At 68.1% G+C, this 21,549-nt stretch carries 15 protein-coding genes, 1 tRNA gene and 5 pseudogenes; 13 read left to right on the forward strand and 8 right to left on the reverse strand.

Translation table 11 applies throughout. The annotated features are described in order from the left end of the window. From NF20_RS22285 to NF20_RS22295, 3 genes and pseudogenes are all read left to right on the forward strand, one after another. Window positions 1–577: pseudogene (locus tag NF20_RS22285) on the forward strand (tyrosine-type recombinase/integrase); the annotation flags it as partial. Between the two features lie 549 nt (window positions 578–1,126). Continuing rightward, on the forward strand, window positions 1,127–2,536 hold the full coding sequence (locus NF20_RS22290) for a tyrosine-type recombinase/integrase (RefSeq protein ID WP_255343501.1): 1,410 nt from the start codon (window positions 1,127–1,129) through the stop codon (window positions 2,534–2,536). 24 nt (window positions 2,537–2,560) lie between these two features. Then, window positions 2,561–2,779, forward strand: a pseudogene (locus NF20_RS22295) (transposase); the annotation flags it as partial. 375 nt (window positions 2,780–3,154) lie between these two features. Here the strand turns inward: NF20_RS22295 and NF20_RS28815 are convergent. From NF20_RS28815 to NF20_RS22315, 4 genes are all read right to left on the reverse strand, one after another. After that, complete coding sequence (locus tag NF20_RS28815) at window positions 3,155–3,409, reverse strand: hypothetical protein (RefSeq protein WP_016705393.1); 255 nt, start codon at window positions 3,407–3,409, stop codon at window positions 3,155–3,157. Between the two features lie 221 nt (window positions 3,410–3,630). Continuing rightward, window positions 3,631–5,529 (reverse strand): TNT domain-containing protein, encoded by a 1,899-nt coding sequence (locus tag NF20_RS22305; RefSeq protein ID WP_023882262.1) that lies wholly within the window; start codon window positions 5,527–5,529, stop codon window positions 3,631–3,633. A 154-nt stretch (window positions 5,530–5,683) separates the two neighbouring features. Next, window positions 5,684–7,240 carry a long-chain-fatty acid--ACP ligase MbtM gene (mbtM, locus tag NF20_RS22310; RefSeq protein WP_033717512.1) on the reverse strand — a complete coding sequence of 519 codons (1,557 nt, stop codon included), beginning with the start codon at window positions 7,238–7,240 and terminating at the stop codon, window positions 5,684–5,686. Beyond that, window positions 7,237–7,500, reverse strand: coding sequence for an acyl carrier protein (locus NF20_RS22315; RefSeq protein WP_033711384.1), 264 nt, complete (start codon window positions 7,498–7,500; stop codon window positions 7,237–7,239). The genes mbtM and NF20_RS22315 overlap by 4 nt, the downstream gene beginning before the upstream one ends. A gap of 226 nt (window positions 7,501–7,726) precedes the next feature. On the opposite strand from NF20_RS22315, the gene NF20_RS22320 reads away from it, so the two are divergent. Beyond that, entirely contained in the window at window positions 7,727–8,230 is a 504-nt protein-coding gene (locus NF20_RS22320) for a DinB family protein (protein ID WP_033711385.1), read from the forward strand. A 96-nt stretch (window positions 8,231–8,326) separates the two neighbouring features. On the opposite strand, the gene NF20_RS22325 is transcribed toward NF20_RS22320, so the two are convergent. Next, a tRNA-Leu gene (locus NF20_RS22325) sits at window positions 8,327–8,409 on the reverse strand. A gap of 283 nt (window positions 8,410–8,692) precedes the next feature. On the opposite strand from NF20_RS22325, the pseudogene NF20_RS26870 reads away from it, so the two are divergent. The 7 genes and pseudogenes from NF20_RS26870 (at window position 8,693) to pknB (ending at window position 18,489) form a co-directional block, all read left to right on the forward strand. After that, a pseudogene (locus NF20_RS26870) lies at window positions 8,693–10,298 on the forward strand (FhaA domain-containing protein). Window positions 10,299–10,422: 124 nt separating this feature from the next. Further along, window positions 10,423–10,884, forward strand: a pseudogene (locus NF20_RS22345) (FHA domain-containing protein FhaB); the annotation flags it as partial. Window positions 10,885–10,952: 68 nt separating this feature from the next. After that, window positions 10,953–12,452, forward strand: coding sequence for a protein phosphatase 2C domain-containing protein (locus NF20_RS22350; RefSeq protein ID WP_011723287.1), 1,500 nt, complete (start codon window positions 10,953–10,955; stop codon window positions 12,450–12,452). Continuing rightward, on the forward strand, window positions 12,449–13,858 hold the full coding sequence (locus NF20_RS22355) for an FtsW/RodA/SpoVE family cell cycle protein (RefSeq protein WP_011723286.1): 1,410 nt from the start codon (window positions 12,449–12,451) through the stop codon (window positions 13,856–13,858). Before NF20_RS22350 ends, NF20_RS22355 begins: the two co-directional genes overlap by 4 nt. After that, window positions 13,855–15,333, forward strand: a complete 1,479-nt coding sequence (gene pbpA, locus NF20_RS22360; protein WP_003876791.1) for a D,D-transpeptidase PbpA — start codon at window positions 13,855–13,857, stop codon at window positions 15,331–15,333. The genes NF20_RS22355 and pbpA overlap by 4 nt, the downstream gene beginning before the upstream one ends. Then, window positions 15,330–16,612 (forward strand): annotated as a pseudogene (locus NF20_RS22365) (serine/threonine-protein kinase). The gene pbpA and the pseudogene NF20_RS22365 overlap by 4 nt, the downstream one beginning before the upstream one ends. Beyond that, window positions 16,609–18,489: a Stk1 family PASTA domain-containing Ser/Thr kinase gene (pknB, locus tag NF20_RS22370; protein ID WP_003872101.1), complete on the forward strand. Its 1,881-nt coding sequence runs from the start codon at window positions 16,609–16,611 to the stop codon at window positions 18,487–18,489. Before NF20_RS22365 ends, pknB begins: the two are co-directional and overlap by 4 nt. On the opposite strand, the gene NF20_RS22375 is transcribed toward pknB, so the two are convergent. Both NF20_RS22375 and NF20_RS22380 read right to left on the reverse strand, forming a co-directional pair. Continuing rightward, on the reverse strand, window positions 18,467–19,153 hold the full coding sequence (locus tag NF20_RS22375; RefSeq protein ID WP_009974170.1) for an aminodeoxychorismate/anthranilate synthase component II: 687 nt from the start codon (window positions 19,151–19,153) through the stop codon (window positions 18,467–18,469). The two genes, pknB and NF20_RS22375, sit on opposite strands and share 23 nt — an antisense overlap. 48 nt (window positions 19,154–19,201) lie before the next feature. Next, window positions 19,202–19,945 (reverse strand): DUF881 domain-containing protein, encoded by a 744-nt coding sequence (locus tag NF20_RS22380; RefSeq protein ID WP_003876787.1) that lies wholly within the window; start codon window positions 19,943–19,945, stop codon window positions 19,202–19,204. Between the two features lie 130 nt (window positions 19,946–20,075). On the opposite strand from NF20_RS22380, the gene crgA reads away from it, so the two are divergent. Both crgA and NF20_RS22390 read left to right on the forward strand, forming a co-directional pair. Then, window positions 20,076–20,357, forward strand: a complete 282-nt coding sequence (gene crgA, locus NF20_RS22385) for a cell division protein CrgA (RefSeq protein WP_003872098.1) — start codon at window positions 20,076–20,078, stop codon at window positions 20,355–20,357. Between the two features lie 155 nt (window positions 20,358–20,512). Then, window positions 20,513–20,938 carry a PH domain-containing protein gene (locus NF20_RS22390; protein ID WP_033711389.1) on the forward strand — a complete coding sequence of 142 codons (426 nt, stop codon included), beginning with the start codon at window positions 20,513–20,515 and terminating at the stop codon, window positions 20,936–20,938. 11 nt (window positions 20,939–20,949) lie between these two features. Here the strand turns inward: NF20_RS22390 and NF20_RS22395 are convergent, their stop codons facing one another. Beyond that, on the reverse strand, window positions 20,950–21,498 hold the full coding sequence (locus tag NF20_RS22395; RefSeq protein ID WP_009974159.1) for a peptidylprolyl isomerase: 549 nt from the start codon (window positions 21,496–21,498) through the stop codon (window positions 20,950–20,952). Window positions 21,499–21,549 lie beyond the last annotated feature (51 nt).

A 21,549-nucleotide genomic window follows, 5' to 3' on the forward strand; every position in this document is an offset into this window, starting at 1 on the left:
GCGTCTTCCGGAATCGTTGTCCACCAACGATGTCGACGCGTTCCTGGCGACACTGGCAACGCACCGGGACCGGGCGATGGTGCTGGTGATGCTACTCGGAGGGCTGCGTTCGGCCGAGGCGCGTGGCCTGCTGCTCGCCGACGTCGATATGGGCCGGCGCCGGCTTCGGGTGATCGGCAAGGGCGGCAAGGAACGTCATGTCCCGGTCGATGCGGCGTTCTTCACCGAGCTCGCCGCCTACCTGCGATGGGAGCGGCCGCCGGGGTTGGCGACGCCGCAGTGCTTCGTAGTGCTGCGCGGCCCGACGACCGGTGCACCGGTCAGCGAGGCCGGGCTGCGCAGCCTGTTCCCGTCGGCACCGGGAGACCTCTGGCGCCACAAGAAGTCCGCCCGCACCGTTTACGGCATACCTACGGCACCGAATTGTCGGCGGCCGGAATCGATCTGCTGGCGTTGCGGGCGTTGATGGGGCATGTCTCGCCGGAAGACCACGGCCCGCTACGTGCATTTGTCGATCGAGCAGCTCGCCGCCGAATACGGTGCTGCTCGTGCGACGTTGGCCGGAGCCCGGCAGTGACCACGGTGTTGGTCGGCCAACCCGTAGGCGCCGACGAGGGTGGTGGCGGATTATCTCGACCACGTCGCCACCCTGGGTTTGAGCGGGCGGGCGGTACCGCGACCGGATTCGGATCGCTCGCGACTTCACCGCACGCCACCGCGACCTGCACGCCTGGATGACGCTGCCGGCAGCCGAGCGGATCGCCGAGATAGTCGGACAACCGGGCGTGGCCGCTGATCCTGTCACACGATCGGCACCGGCGTTACGGCTGGACGTCGAGCTGGCCGCGGTCAAACAGTTGACCGGGCTGGGCCGCGCAGTGGAGGACCGGGATCCGAGCGGATTCGCCGCGTTGCGGAATGCGGGAATTCGGTTGGGCTGGAGGAGTTCCTGGGTCGAGACGGTCCTCGGCGAATGTCTGGCGGTAGTGCTGGCACACCACGGCGGAATGGTCGCCGACCTGACCGGCGACGCGCTCGACGACTTCGACGCCGCGCTGTCACGTACCGTGGTGCCCCATCGTCGCGGCGGGCATACAGGGGGCGGCTGGCCAGCCTGCGGCAGCTGTTGTTCGAGACCGCGGTCATCGACACCGCGCCGAAACGCCGGCGGTGGGCCCGTAGCCTCGAGCAGCGCTTCACCGAGGTGGAGATGCCCGACCCGATCCGTCAGACGTTGCTGCGCTACATCGGCGTGCGCGCGGCGGTGCTGCGGCCCAAATCGGTCGAGTCGCTGATCAACGACCTGCTGCCCTTCGCCGAATACCTCACCGCTCACCATCCCGACGTCATCAGCCTGCGTGAACTCGACCGGAGCTGCATCGAGGGCTACCTGAAATGGAATCGCACCCGGGGCTGGCGTGGTCAGCGCGCCGCCGCGGGCGCCGGGCGCACCGTCTCGGCCGCGGTGGCCCAGTCGGCAGTGCTCAGTCTGCGCAACCTGCTCGACGACATCACCGCCTGGGGCTGGGCGCAGGCCCCACCACGGCGGTTGGTATTCGCCGCCGACGTCCCCAAACTCGACCAGCCGTTGCCACGCGCGCTAGCACCCGATGTGGACGCGGCAGTGATGAACGCCGTTGCCCACCTGCAGGATCCGTTCGCCCGCATCGGCCTGACCGTGCTGCGTGGTGCCGGCCTGCGGGCGGGGGAACTGCTCGACCTCGAACTGGGCAGCATCATCGACTACGGACCGGCCGGAACCTGGCTGAAGGTGCCACTGGGCAAGCTCGCCACCGAACGCATGGTCCCGCTCTCCGCCGCGACCCTCGCCGCGCTCGACGAGTGGGTCGCCCTCCGCGGCACGCACCGGCCGCTGCCGCACCCACGCACCGGCGTGCTCACCGACTTTCTGTTCACCCGGCACGGACGCCGCCTGGGCTACACCCGGCTGCGCAACGGGCTGCTCACCGCCGCTGAATCCGCCGGGTTGCACCGTCCCGACGGCGGCGTCCTGATGGTCACTCCACATCAGTTGCGCCACACCTGGGCCACCGAACTCGCCAACGCCGGGATGAGTCTGCAGGCCTTGATGTCCTTACTCGGGCACGTCACTCCACAAATGACGATCCGCTACGCCACCCTGGCCTCGCCCACCCTGCGCGCGGCCTACGACGAAGCGATGGGCAAGATGCGCCGCCAGTTCACCCTCACCCCGGTCGGCAAACCGATCCTGCCCGACAAGGTCGGCTGGCTGCACAGTGAAATGCTGAAAACCCGCGTTGCACACGGATACTGCGCTCGCCACGAATCCGCGGGCGCGTGCCCTTATGCCAACATCTGCGAAACCTGCGACAACTACGTCACCGCCCCGAATTCCGCGACACGCTCACCGACCAACTCGCCGACGTCCAGGCCTCAGAACCGACGCGAGTGCCGCGGCTGGACCGACGAAGCCGCCGCCACGACCGCGTCGCCCACGCCCTTACCGACCACCTCCAGCGCCTCGATCGATGAACATCCCACCCCGACGGGTTGACCCGCCCCCGAGGGCCGGATAAAGGAGCGGCTCAACAAGGAGATTCGCCGGCGCACCGACGTCGTCGGGATCTTCCCCGACCGCGACGCCCTGATCCGCCTCGTCGGCGCCGTGCTGGCCGAACAGCATGACGAATGGGCCGAATCGCGGCGCTACCTCGGCCTCGACGTCCTCAGCAAATCCCGCGCCGACCACACCCCATCAACAGAGCAGGAGGACACCCCCGCGGCACTAACCGCCTGAACCATCACCCCGAAGAATCACACGACGACGACGTACACCACGTCCCTGGACTTGACCTGGGGCGCAATTACTCAGTGTGACAACATGTTTCGCGATCTGTTTCTCGCGCGGACCATCGGTCCGACCAGGCCCGTGCGGACGTTTCAACGGCCCCGGGGATGGTTCGACACTGCAGTTGAGTGGGTGTTCGGCTGCCCAGTTTCGACCGATTATGCGATGCCTTCTCTGACCATCTGCTCGGCGCAACGCCACGTGTGCTCGAGACGCATCGGACCTCGACCACGTCACAGATCCGGTCACGCCGGAAGTCCCGCAGTGGGTGGCATTGGTAGCCCCCTCGCGCGGCGGGCCGCGGAATCGGCGTTTACCACACGATCAGCTGGGCTCACCCGTAATCAGCCGCTCGATCTGATCCACCGATTTATCGATCAGATGGCTGAAGATGGTGGCGTTCACCTCAGACAAGATGGCGCAATCGTTACCTGAGCAGATTTTGTATTTCGTGTCGATTTTGGATACTTCGATTTTCGGGGCGAATCCTTGCTTGGCAAGGTCGGCGCCCAGACGGCCAGATGCGAGGTCCGAACGCGCCGTCGTGGCCCAGTCCCAAATGAGATACTTTTCGGCCAACTCGAAATTCGACAGTTTGGCAGCCGCGTTGCGGCGCTGCCCACGGTCATTAACCGTATCGACTACCCACCAAGTTTGTTCTTCACGGACGTGGACAGAATAGTCGGTACTTGTGAAGCGAATTGCACAGTCTTCGCAGTCTGTGGTGACGCCGATATTACCGCCACCTATTGCGGGCCCCCAACGATGCCAATTGACTGACAAGCGCGAGAAATCGACCATTAGTTAATCCTTCTCAAGTAGCCCCACCTGACCAATTCCGCGACATCGCCCGTCGCTCCCTCTTCGTTAATAATGCGGTACTGCTGACCGCCGCCGGGCTGATGAAACCACGGCGCCACCTCCGACTGCTCAATGTGCCACCCGGGCGGAAGGCGGGTCGGGTCGTCGACCACATATTGAAAGTACGGCTTGCCGGCGCTTCCTGGTGGGAGGGCCAGTTCGGCGAACGGTGTTCCTTCGGGGGCCAGGTATCCGCCACCGGGAAACCCGAATCGGCTCAGAACTGTCCCAGCCGACAACTGAGCATCCGGGACGACCGTCCCGGGTACCGCGTACGGCTTGGTCGGCAACGTGTCGTCGGGATATCGCAGGCTGCCGTCGGCGTTGGTGAATTCCGGGCCGGGATCGATCGGATGGTATCCCTCGAAGAGCGGATGGTCCGAGGCAAGCGGGGGTGGCGGCGGCTGTTCCGGCGGTAAAGGCGGCGGACTGTCGGGCACGGCGACGTGCGGCCCACCGGGCGCATGTTCGACGGGTGCATCGGCCGGGGGAGTGTGCTCCACGGGAGGAGGCTCAAGCGGATGGGTACTGGGAACGGGCTCGCCGCCGATGCCGCGCGGGTACTCGGCCTCAGCGAGCGCCGCACGCACCTCAGCCCCCGTCATCGCCCGGGAGATAACGTTCTCGCTCGTCAATCCCTCCAACATCTCCCGGCTGAATAGCGTTTTCAGGCCTTGCCAAGCGGCAGTACCGCCCACCTTGAGTCCGTATCCGCCTACCGCGGTCGTGATGGCGGTCCACAACGGCTCGGAGGTGGCTTCCACCTTCCCCGGATCGGGCGTGCGCATTCCGGTCAACTTGCCGCCGTTGAAGATGTAGTACGTGCCGGTGGCCTGGTCGAAGAATTCGCCCGTCCCGTTCTTGAGCTGGCCGACAACCTGTACGGGCTGCCCGTTGACGTTGTAGGTGAACATGAAGTGGCCATCGGGCGTGACATTCACCGACGCGGGGTCGACGCCGGTGTAGTCGGGAATCTTGCCCAGGTCGTCGAGCGCATGGGCGAGATCGGCCTTGAGCTTGGGTAGCTGGGCGCTGGCGGCCTCGCCTTCCGGCGAGCCGGGCCCGTGGGCATAGACGTCGGCTATCGCCTTGTCCAGAGCCCGCTGCGCGGCACGCACCTTGGCCATCTGGTCCAGGACGGCCTGATTGGTGGCCCGGCGAATGTCATCCAAGGCGGCCTGTTGGGCCGGAGAGGCCGGGGCGACGCCGTCGGCGTCGACACCATGGAGGGGCGCGCCGTCATACCCTTCGGCGTGCAGGCTGTTCAACGACTTTTGCAGCCCATCGGCGTAGCCGTTGCGGATCGCTTGCAGATCAGCCAGGGCCGCCTTGGTGTCGCGCAGGGCGTCGTCCTCGCATGTGTTGATGAGGGCATGCAGCGCATCCCGGTCAGCCGGACTGAGGCTCTTGTCGTTCAATAGGGCGACCGCCTCGACCACCAGGTCGGAAATGTTCTTCAACTGGGCATCCAGAGTGGCGATCCGCGCCGCACCCGCTTTCTGCGCCTCGGCCAGCGCGGCGGCAATGCCTTCCAGGTCGGCGCCGATCTTGGGCAGCTGCAAGGACTGGGCCCCAAGGGCTTTCGTGACGCGTTGCACTTCCTCGGAGTCGTTGATGGGATGATCGCCGTCCTGGTGATTCCAGGCCGCGTCGAATCGTGACCGCGCCTGCTGGAACGCGTTGTCGGCTTCCTGCGTGCAGCGGCCCGCGCGGTGGAAGGCCCCGGCCAGGTTGGATATCTGTGACGGGCTGCCCGCCTGCAGGCTCGCATTGATCGCCCACGGGTCACCGCCGGCTTCGGCGATCAGCGCCTGCTTATCTATGTACGGGAGTCCCATGGCACCTTCGCGGCCGAGCGCTCATCGCCACACCGGCGCCGCGTGCTGACGCGCATCTGCAACCCTCCCGAACTGCTCATGAGGGTACTGGCGCGGGCGCACCGGTCAATTCACTACAGCCGAACAACCGCCGGGTCGGCCGAAAACCGTCCGCTCAGCCCAGCAGTTGGCGGCGCACCTCGAGTCGCCTGAGTTTGCCCGACGACGTGCGCGGCAGCGACCCCGGCGGCATCAGCACGACGTCCGCCGGTGTCACCCCGCAGACCGAGATGACCCGCTTGATGACGGCGCTGCGCGTCACATCACGGTCCGCTCCGACGAACTCGGCCGCGATCAGCAATCGGGATTGCGCCGCACCGGATTTGGATCCCACCGCGACCACGCCGCCGTGCCGCACGCCGTCCACTTGCGCGGCCACCTGTTCGATCTCGGTGGGAAAGATGTTGCGGCCGGCAACAGTGATGACCTCTTTGGACCTACCGCAAATGACCAGCGCGCCGTCGACCAGATAGCCGATGTCCCCGGTCGGGAACCAATCACCGTCGGATCGGCCCGTCGTGTCGCCCAAATAGCCGGTCATCATCGACGATCCGCGGATCTCGACCTCCCCGACGCCCTCGCCGGACGGCTCGTCGGTCGCAGCTATGCGTAGCTCCATCCCGGCGATGGCGCCGCCCAGCAGGGCATACCGTTGGCGGACACCGGATTCCGTTCGCTCGTCGATCTGCAATCCCTCTCCGCAGAAGGGCATCGTCACCGCACACGTCGCCTCGGCCATCCCGTAGGCCGGAGTGGCGGCCGCTGCCCGAAAGCCGGACGGCGCCATCGCCGTTGCGAACCGCTGGAACCCCTCGCAATCCACCGGTTCGCCCCCGTTGATCGCAATCCGCAGCGCCCCGAGGTCAACGTCGCGCACCCTCCCCGAGTAGCGGCCGATCATCGAGTAGCCGAAATTGGGGCCGGCGGTGAACGTTGCCTGGCTGTCGGACAGCCACTCCGCCCAGCGCAGCGGCGCCGCCGAGAAGACGCCCGTCGGCGCCTGCCACAGTGGCATGCCGCTGAGCACGGAGGTGAGCAGGAACGCCAACCCCATGTCGTGGTAGAGCGGCAGCCACGAACATGCCCGATCCGAAGCACCGTCGAGCCGCAGCGGCTCGATGAGGCCGCGCATATTGCTCAACACCGCGGCCGGCGACAGCACCGCCGTGCGCGGGTTCCCCGTCGAGCCCGCCGTGCCCTGCAGGATCGCAACGCCCGAATCATCTTGGTACTCAAGGCCGGTCGACGACGGGGTGCGAGCCGCCTGGGCCAGGTCGCAAACGGAAACGGCGGAGTCGGCGGCGGCCAGGGTGCGCAGCACACCGCCATGACTCAGCACCGTGTCGACGCCGATCCCGCCGAAGCGCTGCAGGGTGCTGTGCGCCCATTCCGACGGGTCGGCGCCCCGCCGCGGCCGGGGGAGAAGGGACACCGCGACGCCGGCCAACCACGCGCCCTGGATGGCGGCGATCAGTTCGACGGTCGGCTCACCGACGAGGCCCACGGCTCCCAGCCGGTCCCGCTGAAGCAGACGCGCGGCGATGCTTTCGGCCATGCCGTGCACCTCGGGCCAAGGGCAGGACCGCCATGTGTCGGAGTCTTTGTCCAGGACCACCAGGTCGTGCGGTGATCGGGTCATCGCGTCGCGTATCGCGGCGGCGAGGACGTTCATGCGTTGACCCTGGCGGCGATCGCGGACTGCAGGTCGCCGACGGTTGTGCAATACAGCAGGTCTTCCTCGCTCAACTGCGTACCGAAGCGTTCTTCGATGGCGACCAGGCTGACGGCGAACGCGACCGAGTCCATTCCCCGGTCGTCGATCAGACGCGTTGTGGGACTGAGTGATTCGAACTTGAGGTCCAGGTCGTCGCGAAGGATGCTGACCAACCGATCATCGACGGCGCGGGGCAGTGGTGGATTGGAGGAGGTCATTACCCGGACCATATCCACATGATTTAGGTAAGGCTACCCTCAGCACACGGGTGTGGTGTGTGTCACCGCCAACCACGACGCGGCGCGCCGGCCGTCGCCCAAGGCCAAGACCAAACCAAGACCAAGACGTGCCCAGACCGGCGTGACTTGCCCACGGCGCCAACCACTTCGGAAGCGGTCGGCTGCTCACGGCGCTCGGACGCCCGGCGACCAGGTCTGCCATCATGTGCTGGTGACCGATCCGTGCCGGGAATGCGGTTTCGCTTACGACCTGCGGCAGGCCCCAACCGCCGGCGATGACGTCCGCGCGCGAGTGGCCGAGGTCGTCACGATCTTGTGCGACAACACAATTGACGTTCGCTCTCGGCCACGTGATGGTGTCTGGTCGCCGCTCGAGTACGGTTGCCACCTGCGGGACGTATTGCTGGTGCAGCGCGAGCGGGTGCTCGCGGCGCGGCGGACGAATGGGGTCGACTGCGTCTCGATGGGCCGCGAGGACCGCGCCGTTCATGATGGATACAACGAGCAGGAACCCGGCACCGTGGCTCGCCAACTCGCCGACGCCGCATTGCTGTTCGGCAATGTGCTGGCCCGGTTGACGACGGCGGACTGGGACCGCACCGTCGTCTACCACTACCCGGTGACCGCCGAGCGGTCGCTCCGCTGGGTCGCGGTGCACACCGCACACGAAGCCCAGCACCACCTGCTCGACATCCGTCGCCAACTATAACGGGAGGCCGCGCGCACGCCCGCGCCGCCGATCCCCGGACAGCACGAAGGTCACGACCTCTTTCGAGGCCGTGACCTTTCGTCGAACCGCTCAGTGTGGGCGAAGGGGGACTTGAACCCCCACGTCCCGAAGGACACTGGCACCTGAAGCCAGCGCGTCTGCCATTCCGCCACTCGCCCGGAAAAACAACCGATGGACCATACCACTGTAATGGCCCGATTCCCGAACCGCCGCAGTGGGGCCGTGGCCCGCCGTCCATTATGCCCAACCCCGCGGGCGCGCCCCTGAACTGCGTGGATGCGGTTCTCACGATTTCGGAAGTGCCGCGGCGTCGTGCTGTCCCGATACCATGCGGGAGTGAACCAGCACCCGGGTGATTCGTTTGCCGCGCACCGGCAATACCTGAGGGCAAGTGCGGGCGAACGGTAGAACATGAGTAGCCAACGGGGGCTGGTTGCGCGGATCGAGCGCAAACTCGAGGCGACGGTCGATAACGCGTTCGCCCGCGTGTTCGGCGGGCCCATCGTCCCGCAAGAGGTCGAGGCCCTGTTGTGCCGCGAGGCCCGCGACGGTGTCCAGAAGCTGCACGGAAATCGCCTTTTGGCCCCCAACGAATACATCATTACCCTCGGTATGCACGACTTCGAGAAGGTCAGCGCCGATCCGGATCTCACGTCGAGCGCTTTCGCGAGGTACTTGGCTGACTACATCCACGAACAGGGGTGGCAAACGTATGGTGAGGTGGTCGTTCGGTTCGAGCAGTCGTCGAGCCTGCGCACCGGCCAGTACCGCGCCTGTGGCGCTGTCAACCCTGATGTCCAGCCCCGCCCGACGGTCGACGACCCCGTCCGGCCACAATCAAATAACGCGTTCGGCGAAGAACGAGGAGTAGCACCAATGACTGACAATTCGAGCTACCGCGGGGCCCAGGGGCCGGGACGGCCCGGCGACGAGTACTACGACGAGCGCTACGGGCGTCCCCAGGACGACGCGCGCGGTGGCTCGGAGCCGCAGGGTGCGCCGGACCAGCGCGGCGGCTACCCGCCTGAACAGGGCGGCTACCCACCCCAGCAGGGCTACCCGCCGCCCCGCCACCCCGAGCAGGGCGGCTACCCCGAGCAAGGCGGCTACCCGCCGCCGCAGAGCTACCAGGAGCACGGCGGATACCCCGACCAGCGCGGCGGCTACCCCGAGCCGGGCCAGGCCGGCTACCCGCCCAGCAGCACGGCTATCCCGACCTGCGCGGCTACCCCGAGCCGGCGCAGGGCGGCTACCCGCAGTCCTACGAACAGCGTCCGCCCGCACCGCCGGGATACAGCGGCCAGGGCTATGACCAGGGCTACCGCCCACCCGGCGGCGGCTACCCCCGCCCGGCGGCCAGCCCGCCGGCGGCCCGCAGGGCTACGGCGGTTACGGCGACTACGGTCGCGGCCCGGCCCGCCCGGACGAGGGCGGCTACGCCCCGCCCGAGCAGCGGCCCGCCTACCCGGAGCAGGGCGGCGGCTACGACCAGGGCTACCCGCAGGGCGGAGGATACGGCCGCCAGGACTACGGGTCCGCCGAGTACACGCAGTACGCCGAGCACGCCCAGGGCGCTACCTACGCCCCACCGGGCGGCGGCTACCCCGAGGCGCCCGGCTCCGAGTACGAGTACGGCCAACCCGCCGACTACGGCCAGCAGCCGGAGTACGCCCAGCCGGCCGAGTACGGTCAGCCCGCCGACTACGGGCAACAGGCCGGCGGCTACGGCGGTTACGGCCAGGGCGGCTACGGGTCCACCGGCACCACGGTCACCCTGCAGCTCGACGACGGCAGCGGCCGCACCTACCAGCTGCGCGAGGGCTCGAACATCATCGGCCGTGGCCAAGACGCGCAGTTCCGGTTGCCCGACACCGGCGTCTCACGGCGGCACCTGGAAATCCGCTGGGATGGACAGGTGGCGCTGCTGTCGGACCTGAACTCCACCAACGGCACCACGGTGAACAACGCACCCGTCCAGGAGTGGCAGTTGGCCGACGGGGACGTCATCCGGTTGGGCCACTCGGAGATCATCGTCCGGATCCACTAGGCCACTGGGCTCACCGCTGCCGTGCTTCGCCCCGTGTCGACCACCGTCCAAGTATCGTGACGTAGCCGATGTGCTCGGAGTCACGGGCGCCGGAGACACGACGCTAGGACGGAAAGGACGCCAGATGCAGGGACTGGTACTGCAGCTGACGCGCGCCGGATTTTTAATGTTGCTATGGGTATTCATCTGGTCCGTGCTGCGAATCCTGCGGACCGACATCTATGCGCCCACCGGTGCCGTCATGGTGCGTCGCGGCCTGGCGCTGCGCAGCACCCTGCTGCCGTCCCGTCAGCGCCGCCACGCCGCCCGCTATCTGGTGGTGACCGAGGGCGCGCTGGCCGGCGGGCGCATCACCCTCAGCGGGCAGCCGGTGTTGATCGGGCGTGCTGACGACTCGACCCTGGTGCTCACCGACGACTACGCCTCGGCGCGGCACGCCCGGCTGACTCAGCGCGGCTCGGAGTGGTACGTCGAGGATCTAGGATCGACCAACGGCACTTACCTCGACAGGGCAAAGGTGACCACTGCGGTACGAGTTCCGATCGGAACGCCGATTCGAATCGGCAAAACGGCGATCGAGTTGCGCCATGACCGCCCCTACGGCGATGACACCGGCTCGGCGGGTTCGCCCGCCGGGATCAAGGAGCAACGCCCGTGACCCTGGTCCTGCGGTATGCCGCGCGCAGTGATCGCGGCCTGGTGCGCTCCAACAACGAAGACTCCGTCTATGCCGGCGCCCGGCTGCTCGCGCTGGCCGACGGGATGGGCGGCCACGCCGCCGGCGAGGTGGCTTCCCAGCTGGTGATCGCCGCCCTGGCGCACCTCGACGACGACGAGCCCGGCGGCGACCTGCTGGCCAAGCTGGACGAGGCGGTGCGCGCCGGCAACGCCGCGATCGCCGCCCAGGTGGAAGCGGAGCCAGAGCTGGAGGGCATGGGCACCACCCTCACCGCGATCCTGTTCGCCGGCGACCGCATCGGGTTGGTGCACATCGGCGACTCCCGCGGCTACCTGCTGCGCGACGGCGAGCTCACCCAGATCACCAAGGACGACACGTTCGTCCAGACCCTGGTCGACGAGGGCCGCATCACCCGGGAGGAGGCGCACAGCCACCCGCAGCGCTCGTTGATCATGCGCGCGCTCACCGGGCACGAGGTCGAGCCGACGCTGACCATGCGCGAAGCCCGCGCCGGCGACCGCTACCTGCTGTGCTCGGACGGGTTGTCCGACCCGGTCAGCGACGAGACCATCCTCGAGGCCCTGCAGATCCCCGACGTGGCCGAGGCCGCCTACCGCCTCATCGAGTTGGCGCTGCGCGGCGGCGGCCCGGACAACGTCACCGTCGTGGTCGCCGATGTCGTCGACTACGACTACGGCCAAACCCAGCCGATCCTGGCCGGGGCGGTGTCCGGCGACGAGGACCAGCTGACCCTGCCCAACACCTCCGCCGGGCGCGCCTCGGCGATCCGGCCGCGCGACGAGTCCGCGAAACGCGTTGCGCCGCAACCGGAAACACCCAGCCGGCCGCGGTGGTCGCGGCGACGGCTGTTCATCGTCATCGCCCTGGCGGTGATGCTTGTGTTGGCCGGCCTCACCGTGGGGTGGTGGGTCATCCAGCGCAACTACTACGTCGCCGAATACAACGGCCGGATCTCCATCGTCCGCGGGATTCAGGGCAGCCTGCTGGGGGTGCCCCTGCAGCAGCCCTATCTGGTGGGCTGCCTCAACGCGCGTAACGAACTGTCGCTGATCAGCTACGGGCAGTCCGGCGGCTCCAACTGCCAGCTGATGACGCTGCAAGACCTGCGCCGCCCCGGGCAGGTCCAGGTGCAAACCGGGCTGCCCGGCGGCAGCCTTGACCAGGCCGAATCGCAGCTGCGTCAACTGCTGGCCGAATACCTGCTGCCGCTCTGTCCGCCGCCGCGCGCCACCTCACCGCCCGGGGCGCAGGCCACCCGCAGCCCTGTACCCGAAACCGGCGGCCCCGCGTCGCCCGCACCACCGACCACCAGCGCCAGCCCCACTCCCAGCACCAACGCCACCCCCGGCCCGGCGAGCTCTTCGCCGGCAGGCCCGACCACCACGTCGCAGACGTTGACCGCGCTTCCCGGGCCCCCTCTTCAACCGGGCATCGACTGCCGGACGGTGGCATGACCACACAACTTCAGCCGCCGGTCGCGGTCACGCCCCCGCTGCCCACCCGGCGCAACGCCGAGTTGTTGCTGCTGGGCTTCGCCGCCACCATCACCGTGGCCGCGCTGCTGATCGTTGAAGCCAACCAACAACACGATCTGCGCTGGAACGCGGTCAGCTACGGACTGGTGTTCCTGGTCGTCTTCGGATCCGCGCACGTGGCCATCCGGCGATTTGCGCCCTACACCGACCCCCTGCTGTTGCCAATTGTGGCATTGCTCAACGGACTTGGGCTGGTCATGATTCACCGGCTGGATCTGGTGACCAATCAGCTCAGCGGCCGTCACCACCCGAGCGCCACTCAGCAGATGCTGTGGACCCTGATCGGTGTGGTGACCTTCGCACTGGTGGTCACCTTCCTCAAAGACCATCGACAGCTCGCCCGCTACGGCTACATCTGTGGACTGGTCGGCCTGGTATTCCTGGTGATTCCCGCTCTGTTGCCGGCCTCGCTGTCCGAACAGAACGGCGCCAAGATCTGGATTCGCTTCCCGGGGTTCTCGATTCAGCCCGCCGAGTTCTCCAAGATCTTGCTGCTGATCTTCTTCTCCGCGGTGCTGATCGCCAAGCGGGGCCTTTTTACCAGCGTCGGCAAGCATTTCATGGGTTTGACCCTGCCGCGTCCGCGCGACCTCGCCCCGCTGCTGGCGGCCTGGGTGATCTCGGTCGGCGTGATGGCCTTCGAAAAAGACCTTGGCACTTCGCTTTTGCTCTACACCTCGTTTCTGGTGGTGGTGTATCTGGCGACTCAGCGGTTCAGCTGGGTGGCCATCGGCCTGGTGCTCTTCGTCGCGGGAAGCGTTGTCGCGTATTACATTTTCGCGCACGTCCGGGTGCGGGTGCAGATGTGGTGGGACCCGTTCTCCGACCCCGACGGCAGCGGCTACCAGATCGTGCAGTCGCTGTTCAGCTTTGCCACCGGCGGGATCTTCGGCACCGGGCTGGGCAACGGTCAGCCCGACACCGTGCCCGCCGCGTCGACCGACTTCATCATCGCCGCCTTCGGTGAAGAGCTGGGGCTGGTGGGGCTGGCGGCCATCTTGATGCTCTACACCATCGTCATCGTGCGTGGTCTGCGCACCGCGATCGCCACCCGGGACAGCTTCGGCAAGCTGCTGGCCGCCGGCCTGGCGTCCACGCTGGCCATCCAGCTGTTCATCGTCGTCGGCGGGGTCACGCAGCTCATCCCGCTGACCGGGCTGACCACCCCGTGGATGTCGTACGGGGGTTCGTCGTTGCTGGCGAACTACGTGCTGCTGGCCATCCTGGCGCGGATCTCGCACAGCGCCCGCCGTCCGTTGCGCACCCGCGCCCGCACCGAGCCGTCGATCGCGGCGGCCAGCACCGAGGTGATCGAGAAAGTATGAACGCCTCCCTGCGCCGGATCTCGGTGACCGTGATGGCGTTGATCGTGCTGCTGCTGCTCAACGCCACGATGACGCAGGTCTTCGCGGCCGACTCGCTGCGCGCCGACCCGCGCAACCAGCGGGTGCTGCTCGACGAGTACTCCCGCCAGCGCGGCCAGATCGTGGCCGGCGGCCAGCTGCTGGCCTACTCGGTCGCCACCGACAACCGGTTCCGCTTCCTGCGGGTCTACCCCAACCCCGCCCAGTACGCGCCGGTGACCGGGTTCTACTCGCTGCGCTACTCGAGCACCGGGTTGGAACGCGCCGAGGACCCGCTGCTGAACGGCTCCGACGAGCGGCTGTTCGGGCGCCGGCTGGCCGACTTCTTCACCGGCCGCGACCCGCGCGGCGCCAACGTCGACACCACCATCAGGCCGCGGGTCCAGCAGGCGGCGTGGGACGGCATGCAGCAGGGCTGCGGCGGCCCGCCGTGCAAGGGCGCGGTGGTCGCCCTCGAGCCGTCCACCGGCAAGATCCTGGCCATGGTGTCGTCGCCGTCCTACGACCCCAACCTGCTGTCCTCGCACGACCCCGAGGTGCAGGCGCAGGCGTGGCAGCGGCTGCGCGACGATCCCGACAACCCGATGACCAACCGGGCCATCTCCGAGACCTACCCGCCCGGCTCGACGTTCAAGGTGATCACCACGGCGGCCGCGCTGCAGGCCGGCGCCAGCGACACCGAGCAGCTGACCGCCGCGCCGTCGATACCGCTGCCCAACAGCACCGCGACGCTGGAGAACTACGGTGGGCAGGCGTGCGGCAACGACCCGACCGTGTCGTTGCAGCAGGCCTTCGCCCTGTCCTGCAACACCGCGTTCGTCCAGCTCGGCATCCTCACCGGCGCGGACGCGTTGCGCAGCATGGCGCGCTCGTTCGGCCTGGACAGCACGCCCAGCGTCATCCCGCTGCAGGTGGCCGAATCGACCATCGGCATCATCCCGGACGCCGCGGCGCTGGGCATGTCGAGCATCGGTCAGAAGGATGTCGCGCTGACCCCGTTGCAGAACGCCGAGATCGCAGCGACCATCGCCAACGGCGGGGTGACCATGCAGCCCTATCTGGTCGACAGCCTCAAGGGCCCCGACCTGACCACGATCAGCACCACCACCCCTTATGAGCAGCGGCGCGCGGTGTCGCCGCAGGTCGCCGCTAAGCTAACAGAGCTGATGGTCGGCGCCGAGAAGGTCGCACAGCAGAAAGGGGCCATTCCCGGCGTGCAGATCGCATCCAAGACGGGTACCGCAGAGCATGGCAGCGATCCGCGGCACACACCGCCGCATGCGTGGTACATCGCTTTCGCGCCCGCACAGACCCCCAAGGTCGCCGTGGCGGTGTTGGTGGAGAATGGCGCCGACCGCCTGTCCGCGACGGGGGGTGCACTCGCCGCGCCGATCGGACGGGCTGTGATCGAGGCCGCGCTACAGGGAGGACCATGAGCCCGCGAGTTGGTGTGACGCTGTCTGGCAGGTACCGCCTGCAGCGCCTGATCGCCACCGGCGGCATGGGTCAGGTCTGGGAGGCGGTCGACAACCGGCTGGGCCGGCGCGTCGCGGTCAAGGTGCTCAAACAGGAGTTCTCCCAGGACCCCGAGTTCATCGAGCGGTTCCGCGCCGAGGCGCGCACCACGGCGATGCTCAACCACCCGGGCATCGCGGCCGTGCACGACTACGGCGAGAGCCAGCTGGACGGCGAGGGCCGCACCGCCTATCTGGTGATGGAACTGGTCAACGGTGAGCCGCTGAACTCGGTGCTCAAGCGGACCGGCCGGCTGTCGCTGCGGCACGCGCTGGACATGCTCGAGCAGACCGGCCGCGCCCTGCAGGTCGCGCACGCCGCCGGCCTGGTGCACCGCGACGTCAAACCGGGCAACATCCTGATCACCCCGACGGGGCAGGTGAAGATCACCGACTTCGGTATCGCCAAGGCCGTCGACGCCGCGCCGGTGACCCAGACCGGAATGGTGATGGGCACCGCCCAATACATCGCGCCCGAGCAGGCGCTGGGTCACGACGCCACCCCCGCCAGCGACGTGTACTCACTGGGAGTTGTCGGCTACGAGGTGGTTTCGGGCAAGCGGCCGTTCAGCGGGGATGGGGCGCTGACGGTGGCGATGAAACACATCAAGGAGCCTCCGCCGCCGCTGCCCGCGGAGCTGCCGCCCAACGTGCGCGAGCTCATCGAGATCACCCTGGTGAAGAACCCGGCGATGCGCTACCGCAGCGGGGGGCCGTTCGCCGACGCCGTCGCCGCGGTGCGCGCCGGTCGCCGGCCGCCGCGGCCGAGCCAGTCCCCGCCGCCCGGGCGGGCGTCACCGGCGGCCATTCCGTCCAGCCCCACCACCCGGGCAGCAGCCGTGTCCTCCGGGCGCACCGCCGCGCCGCGGCGGACCCGGCCGGCCACCGGCGGCCACCGCCCGCCCCGGCCCGGCGCACCTTCTCGTCCGGCCAGCGCGCGCTGCTGTGGGCCGCCGGGGTGCTGGGCGCGCTGGCGATCATCATCGCGGTGCTCATCGTCATCAACTCCCGCGCCGACCAGCAGCAACAGCCCCCTACGGTCACCGACACCGGAACCCCACCCGCCTCGGCGCCGCCGCCGACCAAGACGCCGAGCGGCTCCGGGGCCCACCCGGGCCTGCGGCTGGACTGGCCGGATGACGGCACAATTGGGGCGTCTGGATTCCGCGACGGACCCGCCCGACACTGGACATCGCAATGACCACCCCGCAACACCTGTCCGACCGCTACGAACTCGGCGAGATCCTCGGCTTCGGCGGCATGTCCGAGGTTCACCTGGCCCGTGACGTCCGGCTGCACCGCGACGTCGCGGTCAAGGTGCTGCGCGCGGACCTGGCCCGCGATCCCAGCTTTTACCTGCGCTTCCGGCGCGAGGCGCAAAACGCCGCCGCGCTCAACCACCCGTCCATCGTCGCCGTCTACGACACCGGCGAGGCGGAGACGCCCTCCGGGCCGCTGCCCTACATCGTCATGGAGTACGTCGACGGCGTGACGCTGCGCGACATCGTGCACACCGACGGGCCGTTGCCGCCGCGGCGGGCCATCGAGATCATCGCCGACGCCTGCCAGGCGCTGAACTTCAGCCACCAGAACGGCATCATCCACCGCGACGTCAAGCCGGCGAACATCATGATCAGCACCACCAATGCCGTCAAGGTGATGGACTTCGGCATCGCCCGCGCGATCGCCGACAGCGGCAACAGCGTCACCCAGACCGCGGCGGTGATCGGAACCGCGCAGTACCTCTCGCCCGAGCAGGCCCGCGGCGACGCCGTCGACGCGCGCTCGGACGTCTACTCGCTGGGCTGCGTGCTGTACGAAATCCTCACTGGCGAGCCGCCTTTCACCGGCGACTCGCCGGTGGCGGTGGCCTACCAGCATGTCCGCGAAGACCCGGTGCCGCCGTCGCAGCGGCACGAAGGCATCTCCGCCGACCTCGACGCCGTCGTGCTCAAGGCGCTGGCCAAAAACCCGGACAACCGCTATCAGACCGCGGCCGAAATGCGCGCCGATCTGGTCCGGGTGCACAACGGCGAAAAGCCGGAAGCGCCAAAGGTTCTCACCGACGCCGAGCGCAGCTCGCTGTTGTCGTCCGGTGCCGGGGCCGCGGGTCCGTCGCGCACCGATCCGCTGCCTCGCCAGGTGCTCGCGGACAGCGGCGAGGACCGCACGGTGGGTTCGGTGGGCCGTTGGATCGTGGCGGTGGCCGCGCTGGCGGTCCTGACCATCATCGTCGTCATCGCGTTCAACACCTTCGGCGGCGGCGCCCGCGACGTCCAGGTGCCCGACGTGCGCGGGCAGGTGTCCGCCGATGCCATTGCGGCGCTGCAGAACCGCGGCTTCAAGACCCGCACCCTGCAGAAGCCGGACTCGGCCATCCCGCCCGACCACGTCATCGGCACCGACCCCGGCGCCAACGCGTCGGTCAGCGCGGGCGACGAGATCACCATCAACGTCTCCACCGGGCCGGAGCAGCGCGAGGTGCCCGACGTCTCGTCGCTGAGCTACTCCGACGCGGTCACCAAGCTCAAGGCCGCCGGGTTCAGCAAGTTCAAGCAGGCGAACTCTCCGTCCACACCCGAGTTGTTGGGCAAGGTGATCGGGACCAACCCGCCGGCCAACCAGACGTCGGCGATCACCAACGTCATCACCCTCATCGTCGGCTCGGGGCCGGAGACCAAGCAGGTGCCCGACATCGCCGGGCAAACCGTCGACATCGCGCAGAAGAACCTGACCGTCTACGGCTTCACCAAGATCACCCAGGTGCAGGTGGACAGCCCCCGCCCGGCCGGCGAGGTGATCGGCACCAATCCGCCCAAGGGACAAACGGTTCCGGTGGATTCGGTGATCGAACTGCAGGTGTCCAAGGGCAATCAGTTCATCATGCCCGACCTGTCCGGGATGTTTTGGACCGATGCCGAACCGCGGCTACGGGCGCTGGGCTGGACGGGGATCCTGGACAAGGGTCCCGACGTCGACGCCGGCGGCGCCCAGTCCCACCGGGTGGTGTATCAGAACCCGCCGGCCGGGGCCGGGGTCAACCGGGACGGGATCATCACGCTGAAGTTCGGTCAGTAGCGGCCGGATCGGCCGGGAGATACGGTCGCACCGCGGCGTGGACGTCGTTTTCCAGCCGGCGCACCAGGGTGTCGTCGCGCACCCAGCCGCATTCGGTGAGCCAGTTCGCCAGCATGCGATGACCACCCTCGGTCAGGATCGACTCCGGGTGGAACTGGACGCCGTGGATCGGTAACTGCGTGTGGCGCACGCCCATGATCACACCGCTGTCGGTGTGAGCGGTGACCTCGAGCACCGGCGGCAGCGACTCGGGCAGGATGGTCAGCGAGTGGTACCGGGTGGCCGTGAAGGGGTCCGGAAGCCCTTGCAGCACACCGGCATTCGTGTGGTGCACGCTGCTGGTCTTGCCGTGCAGCAGTTCCGGAGCGCGGTCCACGGTGGCGCCGAATGCCACGCCGATGGCCTGGTGGCCCAGGCAGACCCCCAGCAGCGGGGTGTGCTCGGCGGCGCAGGCGCGCACCATCGCGATGGAAGCGCCCGCGCGCTCGGGGGTGCCCGGCCCGGGACTGAGCAGCACCCCGTCGAACCGGCGGGCCACGGCGTTGTGGTCGGCGAGCCGGCTGTCGTCGTTGCGCCAGACGTCGGCGTCCACACCCAGTTGCCCGAGGTACTGCACCAGGTTGAACACGAAGCTGTCGTAGTTGTCGACAACCAGGATCCGCATCGTGCCAGGTTACCGCCCGCGGACGCTCGCGCCGCCGGTCAGTCGGCGTCAGTAGCCGATCGGGCCGTTGGGCTGGGCGAAATGCAGCCGGTCGGGCTCGAAGTGGCCGACCACCTGCACATCGGAGCGGACCTCTTCCTGATAGCCCAGGCCGAACCGGACCGCGTACTGCTTGTACAGCGTCACCAGGGGAGCCGCGGCCAGGGCGGCCTGCATGGCGGCGGCGTTGCCGATCGCGGTGATCGTGTAGGGCGGGCTGTAGGTGCGCCCGTTGAGCAGCAGCGTGTTGCCGACGCAGCGGGGCACCGACGTGGCGATGATCCGCTGGTCCTGCATCTGGATCGCCTCGGCGCCGGCGCTCCACAGCGCGTTGAGCACGGCCTGGATGTCCTGCTGGTGCACCACCAGGTCGTCGGGCGACGCGTCGCGGGGGAAGCGACCGTTGGCGTCGCGCTGCGCATCCTGCAGGGTGACCACCAGGCCCGGCCCGTGCACCGGGCTCATCCCGGCCTCGCCGGCGAGCTGCGCGGAGCGGCGCAGCATCGCGGCCAGCGCGGCATCCGACGAGCGGCCGTGCGCGGCGTCGATCTTGGCGGCGAGCTGTTCGCGCTGGGCACTGAGCCGGTTCACCGACGCCTGCGTCTCGCGCACCAGGTCCACCAGCCGGGGTGCGTCGCTGCGGCGTATCTCGGCGCCGCCGGACACGCCGTGCGTGGCCGCGAGCAGCAGTCCGGCCAGCAGGCAGACCAGCGGGACGCCGAAGCGCCATGGCGACTGGCGCGTCTGGACCATCGACTCTCCGTTTTCCTGGCCACCGCGGCCGGTGCGTTAGTCTCGTAGCCAAGCTCTGGGTGCGGCTGCGATGTCCATCGTCGCACTCCGTCCCGCTCACCGTGTTGTTGAGGTAATCCGCGAGGTAATCATGCCCAAGTCCAAGGTCCGCAAAAAGAACGACTTCACCGTCAGTGCGGTCAGCCGCACGCCGGTGAAGGTCAAGGTGGGACCGTCCAGCGTGTGGTTCGTCGCGCTGTTCATCGGGCTGATGCTGATCGGATTGGTGTGGCTGATGGTGTTCCAGCTGGCCGCGGTCGGCAGCCAGGCGCCGACCGCCCTCAATTGGATGGCCCAATTGGGGCCGTGGAACTACGCAATCGCGTTCGCTTTCATGATCACCGGTTTGTTGCTCACGATGCGCTGGCACTGAGCGTGCCCGCGTACGAAATGAATTCATTTTCGGGATGATTCGCACCTGCGCCAGCAACTTCCCGACCACCCAATCACACGCGTGTGATTTATCCCCACTGTTGATAGAGATTGTGGATAACTGCATCGGCCGTGGTGGGAGGGGCTAAGCAGCGCATGCAGCAAACACGGTGGGAGCCGCATCCGGCGGGAATCGCTGGTTGTGGAGTTGCGGGCGTTCTGATGGCTATCGCGGCTGTGACCGTGGTCACAGACCCGCCGGGGCGTGTTCTGGCCGGCGTTGCCGCGGCGGGTCTGCTCGTGTTTGCGGGGATGTCGTGGCGCGCGCGCCCGAAGCTGGCAATCACACCCGACGGGCTGGCCGTCCGCGGCTGGTATCGGACGCAGGTATTACAACGCCCCGACATCAAGATCATCCGGATCATCGAGTTCCGCCGCTACGGGCGCACGGTGCGATTACTCGAGGTGGAAAGCGCTGACGGAGGCCTGGTGGTGCTGTCCCGCTGGGATCTCGGGGCGGACCCGCTCCAGGTGCTCGACGCGCTCACCGCCGCCGGTTACGCGGGCCCGCGACAACGCTGAGAGGCCGCGTGCTACGAGATGGTGATCGACTCGATCACCACCGGCTCGGACGGGCGGTCGTTGCCGTCGGTGCTGGTCGTCGAGATCGCGTCGACGACCTTCTGCGACTCCGGGTCGACGACCTCGCCGAAGATGGTGTGCCGCCGGTTCAGGTGCGGGGTCTTGTCCACGGTGATGAAGAACTGCGAGCCGTTGGTGCCCGGCCCCGCGTTGGCCATCGCGAGCAGGTAGGGCCGGTCGAACTGCAGCTCGGGGTGGAACTCGTCGGCGAACTTGTACCCCGGACCGCCGCGGCCGGTGCCGGTCGGGTCGCCGCCCTGGATCATGAAGCCCCGGATTACCCGGTGGAACACCGCGCCGTCGTAGAACGGGCCCGAGGAGCCGCCCGACGCGTTCTGGGTCGAGTACTCCTTGGTGCCCTGGGCCAGGCCGACGAAGTTGGCCACGGTCTTGGGCGCGTGGTTTCCGAACAGGGCGACCTTGATGTCACCGCGGTTGGTGTGCAGCGTGGCGGTAGCAGTCTGAAAGGGGCTGTTAGTCACGGCATCAGAGTCTGCCACTACGCCCCGGCGTGCCCGCACGCGGCTCCGCCGATGTCCCTATGCTGGCAG

Source organism: Mycobacterium sp. MAC_080597_8934 (assembly GCF_000523975.1).
GTDB lineage: Bacteria > Actinomycetota > Actinomycetes > Mycobacteriales > Mycobacteriaceae > Mycobacterium > Mycobacterium avium.

Bases quoted from the DNA above. Each gene is read 5' to 3' on its own strand.
- crgA (WP_003872098.1), top strand. From the start codon at position 20,076: ATGCCCAAGTCCAAGGTCCGCAAAAAGAACGACTTCACCGTCAGTGCG.
- NF20_RS22380 (WP_003876787.1), bottom strand. From the start codon at position 19,945: ATGGTCCAGACGCGCCAGTCGCCATGGCGCTTCGGCGTCCCGCTGGTC.
- NF20_RS22355 (WP_011723286.1), top strand. From the start codon at position 12,449: ATGACCACACAACTTCAGCCGCCGGTCGCGGTCACGCCCCCGCTGCCC.
- pknB (WP_003872101.1), top strand. From the start codon at position 16,609: ATGACCACCCCGCAACACCTGTCCGACCGCTACGAACTCGGCGAGATC.
- NF20_RS22315 (WP_033711384.1), bottom strand. From the start codon at position 7,500: ATGACCTCCTCCAATCCACCACTGCCCCGCGCCGTCGATGATCGGTTG.
- pbpA (WP_003876791.1), top strand. From the start codon at position 13,855: ATGAACGCCTCCCTGCGCCGGATCTCGGTGACCGTGATGGCGTTGATC.
- mbtM (WP_033717512.1), bottom strand. From the start codon at position 7,240: ATGAACGTCCTCGCCGCCGCGATACGCGACGCGATGACCCGATCACCG.
- NF20_RS22305 (WP_023882262.1), bottom strand. From the start codon at position 5,529: ATGGGACTCCCGTACATAGATAAGCAGGCGCTGATCGCCGAAGCCGGC.
- NF20_RS22390 (WP_033711389.1), top strand. From the start codon at position 20,513: ATGCAGCAAACACGGTGGGAGCCGCATCCGGCGGGAATCGCTGGTTGT.
- NF20_RS22375 (WP_009974170.1), bottom strand. From the start codon at position 19,153: ATGCGGATCCTGGTTGTCGACAACTACGACAGCTTCGTGTTCAACCTG.